Consider the following 7,717-nt stretch of genomic DNA (forward strand, 5'->3'; position numbering starts at 1 on the left):
TCCCTTGGTCTAAAAAATATGATATAATCGTTACGATTGTTTCAAGTAAAAAAGGAGTTTGATATGTCTAATGGACAACTAATTTATTTAATGGTTGCAATTGCAGTCATTTTAGTTCTGGCTTATGTAGTGGCAATCTTTCTACGTAAGCGAAACGAGGGGAGATTAGAGGCGCTAGAAGAAAGAAAAGAAGAACTATACAATCTTCCAGTAAATGATGAAGTAGAAGCTGTAAAAAATATGCACTTGATTGGACAAAGTCAAGTGGCTTTCCGTGAATGGAATCAAAAATGGGTCGATTTATCTCTCAACTCTTTTGCCGATATTGAAAATAATCTCTTTGAAGCAGAAGGCTATAACCATTCATTTCGTTTTCTCAAGGCCAGTCATCAAATTGACCAAATTGAGAGTCAAATTACTTTGATTGAAGAAGATATTGCTGAAATTCGCAATGCTTTGGCAGACTTAGAGAAGCAAGAATCTAAAAATAGTGGTCGTGTTCTTCATGCTTTGGATTTATTTGAGGAACTTCAGCATAGAGTTGCTGAAAATTCAGAACAGTATGGTCAAGCCTTGGATGAAATTGAAAAACAATTAGAAAATATCCAATCTGAATTTTCACAATTTGTAACCTTGAATTCATCGGGTGACCCTGTGGAAGCCGCAGTGATTTTGGATAATGCTGAAAATCATATCTTGGCTTTGACACATATCGTTGATCGTATACCAGCAATTGTAACAACATTATCTAAAGAGCTACCAGATCAACTAGAAGATTTAGAAGATGGTTATCGTAAGCTCTTAGATGCTAATTATCATTTTGTTGAAACGGATATTGAAGCGCGTTTCCACTTGCTTTATGAAGCATTCAAGAAAAACCAAGAGAATATTCGCCAGTTGGAGTTGGACAATGCCGAGTATGAGAATGGACAGGCACAAGAGGAAATCAATGCCTTGTATGATATTTTTACTCGAGAAATTGCTGCTCAGAAAGTAGTGGAAAATCTACTTGCAACTCTTCCAACTTACCTTCAACATATGAAAGAGAATAATACTTTATTGGGAGAAGATATTGCACGTTTGAGCAAGACCTATTTACTTCCTGAGACAGCTGCAAGCCATGTTCGTCGTATTCAGACAGAATTAGAGAGTTTTGAGGCAGCTATTGTTGAGGTAACTTCAAATCAAGAAGAACCAACCCAAGCTTATTCAGTTCTTGAAGAAAATCTTGAGGATTTACAAACTCAACTAAAAGATATTGAAGATGAGCAAATTTCAGTTAGTGAGCGCCTGACACAAATTGAGAAAGATGATATCAATGCACGTCAAAAGTCCAATGTTTATGTCAATCGTCTCCATACTATCAAGCGATACATGGAAAAACGCAATCTGCCAGGTATTCCACAAACTTTCTTGAAATTATTCTTTACGGCAAGCAATAATACCGAGGATTTAATGGTTGAGTTAGAACAGAAAATGATTAACATTGAATCTGTTACCCGAGTTCTTGAAATTGCAACGAATGATATGGAAGCTTTAGAAATGGAAACTTATAATATTGTACAATATGCAACCTTAACAGAGCAACTCTTGCAATATTCTAACCGCTATCGCTCATTTGATGAACGCATTCAAGAAGCATTTAACGAAGCTTTAGATATTTTTGAAAAAGAATTTGATTATCACGCTTCATTTGACAAGATTTCTCAAGCATTGGAAGTGGCAGAGCCTGGTGTAACCAATCGCTTTGTTACTTCATATGAGAAAACACGTGAAACGATTCGTTTTTAAAAAGCTTAGTTCATTCTAAGCTTTTTTCTTTACTCAAAAGCCATGAGTTTACTTATTTATCATTGAAATTAATGCTTGGTTTTGATATTATTTAAATATGAAGAAAGATAGAACAAAGCGTGGTAGTCACGCTAAAATGGGACGGAGTAAAAGAGTCCAGTGGACTCTTTTAGCCTAAGCTAAATTTTAAAAAGCGAGGGTGGTTGTTTTCTCAAAGTTTTGAAGGAGCTAAAGCAAGAGCTATTATTATGAGCTTGTTGGAAACAGCTAAACGTCATCAATTACATAGCGAGAAATATCTATCCTATCTTCTAGAATGTCTTCCAAACGAGGAAACTCTCGTAAACAAAGAGGTTTTAGAGGCTTATTTACCATGGACTAAAGTTGTACAAGAAAGGTGAAAATAAGAAATCTCCAGATTAGGAACTATCGCTAAGTTCACTAATCTGGAGATTTTTCAATAGACTTCGTTATTGTACGGTTACGTTTGTCACAGTTCCTGAAATGCTTAATTCACGATTATAGTAAAATGAAATAAGAATAGGACAAATCGATCAGGACAGTCAAATCGATTTCTAACAATGTTTTAGAAGTAGAGGTGTACTATTCTAGTTTCAATCTACTATAAAAGCACATGAACTATTCTATGACCGTGATTAGTAAGGTTTTTGCTTAATGAGTAATTGAATGGAAAGTAATTATTTAATAAAGAAATTTAGTCTTGTATTAATCGAGATTAAATTTCTTTATGTTTAAATTACATGAGAAGAGTGATTAATATTACAATTTTGTTACAAAATAAGTTTTTGATAGAATTTTCAGATAATTTAGGATATAATACTTTTAATTTAAATAAAAAGGAGTGATTTTATGGGAGACTGCAAAGATTTTTGTCATAAAAAGTACCAAATAGCAACGATTTTTCTGCTATCGGTCTTTGCATGCAGATTTGCTTTAGTACAGGTTAGTGCTGCTGAGGGGAAATTTGAAACATCCAATCAAGTTACACATGCAGTAATAATTAATAAATTAGATGATTCAAATAAGCTCGCACCGTCAGTCACGGCTGACAAGAATGCTCTAGATTCTTCTTCAAAGGAAAAAACAGAAGCGACAGCGTCAGTAAAACAAGATGATTCTATAGAATATAGAGATAATAAGTCAGACAAGAATGTAATCACACAGAAAGAAAAGACTGCTATAAAAAGTGAAGAGAAGAAGGAAGAATCAGCAGTAGAAAGAAGTTCTTCTTCCGAAAGTTCACAATCACAGTCGTTATCTCAAAGTGGACATAAAGAAAAGCCAAATAGTATCTCCAGTAATGAAATGATTACTGTCCCTAAAACATGGGAAGCAGGACACAAAGGGCAAGGAACTGTAGTCGCTGTTATAGATTCAGGCCTTGATTTGAATCATGAAGTTCTGCGTATTTCTGATCCGTCAAAGGCGAAATTTAAAAATCAGGATGATATCGAAAAAGCTAAAAAAGCTGCCGGTATTGACTATGGAAAATGGTACAGTGACAAGGTAGTATATGCTTATGATTACTTTGATGGAACTGATAATATAAAAGAGGCTGAAAAAGAGTCTCATGGAATGCACGTTACTGGTATTGTAGCTGGAAATCCAGTTAATAAAGCCCCGAATTCTGAGAAGGTTTATGGGGTGGCGCCAGAAGCTCAAATTATGTTTATGAGAGTTTTTTCAGATAGAGATAAAACTACAGCCTCTGCCCTCTATGTAAAAGCCGTTGATGACGCAGTTGCGTTAGGTGCGGATGTGATCAATATGAGTTTGGGTGCAGGTGCGGGTTCAACTGTAGATGCGGGTTCAGATATTATTGAAGCAGTAAAAAGAGCACGCACTAAAGGAGTATCTGTTGTTATTGCTGCTGGTAATAGCAATACTTTCGGTAGAGGTTTTTCACAACCATTAGCAGAAAATCCTGATTATGGTCTCGTCGGAAATCCCTCTACAGTAGAAGATTCAATTTCTGTTGCTTCGATTAATAATAAAATTCTAACTACTGAAGTCTTTGAAGTAAAAGGTTTAGAAAATGACGCTACCCTTGATTATGGTAAGTTTGATTTTAATAGACCTGAAACAGAAAAAGATTTTGAAAAAGGGAAAGAATACGAATATGTAGCAACGGGTATTGGTCGTGAAGAAGATTTTGCTAATATTGATGTAAGAGGTAAGTTAGCACTGATTCAACGTGGTAAAATCCATTTCTCTGATAAGATTAAAAATGCTCTTCAACACGGTGCAGCTGGAGTTTTAATTTATAACAACGTTGAAGGTGCAAATGTTAGTATGTCTGTTACAGGTGATGCTAAGAAAATCCCATCTGTCTTTATTTCAAAATATTATGGTGAAATTCTTAAGTCTGGTCAGTATAAAATTGTCTTTAATCACAAGATGGATAATCGTAAATCAGATGTTGCAGACCAATTGTCAGATTTTTCAAGTTGGGGAGTTACAACAGATGGACAATTGAAACCAGATGTTACTGCACCTGGTGGAAATATCTATTCATCATTTAACGACAATAGTTATGGAAGTATAAGTGGAACAAGTATGGCGGCCCCTCATGTAGCTGGTGTCGCAGCATTAGTCAAAGAATATTTAGCAAAGAAACATCCTGAATTATCAGCTAGTCAAATTTCAGAGATTGTAAAAGCTTTAATTATGTCTACTGCAAAACCACATTTTAATAAACAAACTGGAGCCTATACTTCTCCACGTCACCAAGGTGCTGGCGTAGTTGACACGATGGCGGCAACAAGTACAGATTTATTTGTAACAGGTGCAAATAACTATCCAAGTGTTACTCTTGGTAATGTTGGTGATAAATTTACCTTTGAAGTTATAATTCATAATATTTCGGATAAAGACCGAACATTGAAGATGATTGTAAATACAAATACGGACGAAGTTGAAGAAGGAAAATTCACTCTCCGTCCACGAAAACTAACTGAAACAGTTTGGCCCGAAGTAACTGTGAAAGCTCATAGTACGAAGACAGTAACAGTTAGTGTAGATACAAGTAAGTTTACTGAAGAACTTAGCAAAATAATGCCAAATGGTTATTTTCTAGAAGGATTTGTTAGATTTGTCAATCCTGCAGATGATGGTTCTGTTATTGGTTTACCATTTATGGGATTTAAGGGAGAATTCCAAAATCTACCTGCAATTGAAAAACCAATTTATCAATTGATTAAGGAAGGAAACAGTGGATTTTACTCTGAAATTGATAAAGATAATCCAGGAATTTCACCTTCAGACGATGCAACTTATTTAACAAGTTCTGAAAATGATGTAAATGTTTTAAAAGCAGAGCGTCAAGGAAATCGAGTGACTGTACTCGGAGTGAAACAAGATGATGAAGGAAAATACCATCTTCAATTAGATGAAAAGGGTAATGTTCGCCTTGCTATCTCGCCGAACGATGATGGTAATAAAGATTCTGTTCAATTTAAAACTCTTGTCTATAGAAACTTGGTAAATCTTCGTGCAACTGTTTATGATTCTTCGGATACAACACACAGTCAGCCTATTTGGCAAAGTCGTCCAACAGACCTTGTGAAAAATTATTTTGATGGCGATACTAGAAATCCAAGAAGTTACATTGTAGATAAAACAGCTTGGGGAGGACAGGATTCTAATGGAAATCGAGTCTCTGATGGAATTTATGACTATGTTATTAGTTATAAGCCAGATGTCCCTGGAGCTGAAGAACAATACACAATATTTAAAATTCAAATCGATACACAAAAACCTCTGATTACTTCGGGATATATTCGTTCTCAAAAAAATCAAGAACAATTTATAGCTCGTAAACCTCAGGATGTCGGAAATGGCGGAATTCTTCTAGAAAAAGTCTTTTATATTCGTCCTTCTGAAAATAGAGAGGCGGCAGATTCAGAAATCGAACAGTATCAGATTATCAAACAAAATGAAGATGGTAGTTATACACTTCCTAAGAACATTGATAAATCGAAAATCTTCTATTATGTGGAAGACTTTGCGGGAAATGTAGATTTTATATCTCTCAAAGATCTTGTAGGTGAAGAAAATAGTGGTCGTGTAAAAATTGCTATACTAAACAATAAAACCAATGATGAGATTGATACAACTTATGTTTATCGCATTAAAAATAGCGAAGGTCAATATGTAACCGTTGATAAGTCAAAAGATATTAATTTCTTGAAATTTGGACATTATGTTGCAGAAATTTTTAGCTATGATCGTACAGAGTTGAAATTTGTGAGTGCTCTATCTAAGGAATTTGATTTAACGAAAGAAAATAGTTTTCAAACTATTACCTTCTTGGCTAACAAAATGAAATATGCCCCAGTAACGGTTGGCTTTAATCAAGCTGTTCCTGGAACTACAATGATTACTTTAGTAGGTGAAGACGGTCAGAGTCAAGTCTTGCCAGCTGAAACATATGGTAAACATTCTTATGGTAAGAAAGTGGTTACTGGTGAATATAAAGTTCTTGTAAATCTGTCAAACGGTTATGAATTACTTGATAATCTTCAACCATTTAAAGTTCTGTTTGGTAAAAATAATGTTTTGTCACTTTCAGTTGTTTCTAAGTTAGCTCTGATTGCAGCTTTAAATAAACAAATGGAAGTAGTTAAAACTCCAAGATATTATAATACAAAACAGAATTTAAAAGAGATGTTTGAGCAAAGTGTCAAAGATGCGCAACTAGCATTGGGAAGTAAACTTAACCAAGATAAAATTGACCAAATTGTTAAGGCTTTAGAGTCTGCTATACAAACATTGGATGGTAAGGAATCTGATATCACATCATTGAAGAATGCCATTAAAGCATATGCTGAGACAGTTAAAAAAGGTAAATATATAAATTCTGATCAAGAACGCAAAGGTCAATATGATCGTGAATTTAAACTCTTGGCATTATTAATTACAAAAGATTTGATAACTCAAGATGAAATTGACCGTCTGTTGACCACTTTCTTGCAAGCTCAAGACCAGCTGAATGGGAAAGAAACAGATTTTATGAGCCTAAAGAATGTTATCGAGGATGAAGTGAAGTTCCAAGAAAAAGATCCAAGATTTTTGACAGCTAGCAAAGAGGAGAAAGATGCATATCATCTTATTTTCAACAAAGCTAAGCTACTTTTGGAAAATGCAGAAGCTAGTCAAGAAGAAATTAATGAAGTAATCAAAGCTCTAAAAGAAACGGTTGTAAAACTTAAGGCTAATAAAGTAGAGATCCCAACCAAACCAGTTGTACCAGTTAAGCCGGTTGATCCAACTAAAGCAGTTGCACCAGTTAATCCAGTTATTCCAGCTAAACCAGTTGTAACGATCAAGCCAGTTTCTCAAGTGCAACCTGTTAAATTAGTAAGTCAAAATAGACAAGTCTCAACTATTAAGCCTTCAATTAGCAATGATAAAATTGAGAAAGCTACATCAATTACAATACATCATTCCAATATAGAAGCTAAGCATGAGAATAAAACACTAGCTGGAAGTGATCAACAAGTGCTTTTAGCTACAGTCATCAAAGAAGGAAAACAGTTACCAGCCACTGGTGAGAATAACATGATTTCTATTATGCTAAGTATTTCTGGAATTTCTCTCTTGTTGTCAGTTATTGGACTTGTAACTTTTTCAAAAAGTGAGTAGAGAATACAAGCTAAATTCCCAAAGTAAGTTCCACCGCTAGTAGAATTGGAAGTTAGTCTGAGAAAAATCATAAAAACCAGTGGAATTCCGTGTCAGGGTAAGTTCCACTGGTTTTACTCATGCTTGATTTCTATAGTAGTATCGTGAGCAAAAGGATTCAAATTATAGTATAGTTGCTTAGTTTCAAACAAGCATGTTATAATAAAGCTATGGCATATAGTACAGATTTTAAACAGCGAGCATTAGATTACATCAAAGAGGG

The 7,717-nt window shown here is 34.7% G+C and carries 2 protein-coding genes and 1 pseudogene; all 3 read left to right on the top strand.

The features are described 5' to 3' along the window. Positions 1 to 63 precede the first annotated feature (63 nt). Positions 64 to 1,791, top strand: coding sequence for a septation ring formation regulator EzrA (ezrA, locus tag HT701_RS07030; protein WP_138705350.1), 1,728 nt, complete (start codon positions 64 to 66; stop codon positions 1,789 to 1,791). A gap of 191 nt (positions 1,792 to 1,982) precedes the next feature. Continuing rightward, positions 1,983 to 2,192: pseudogene (locus HT701_RS07035) on the top strand (transposase domain-containing protein); the annotation flags it as partial. 469 nt (positions 2,193 to 2,661) lie between these two features. Continuing rightward, a complete protein-coding gene (locus tag HT701_RS07040) occupies positions 2,662 to 7,455 on the top strand; it encodes a S8 family serine peptidase (RefSeq protein ID WP_172931362.1) in 4,794 nt (1,597 codons plus the stop codon). The last annotated feature ends 262 nt before the right edge of the window (positions 7,456 to 7,717 follow it).

The sequence above is a fragment of the Streptococcus sp. 10824 genome (genome assembly GCF_013276595.1).
Taxonomy (GTDB): domain Bacteria; phylum Bacillota; class Bacilli; order Lactobacillales; family Streptococcaceae; genus Streptococcus; species Streptococcus pseudopneumoniae.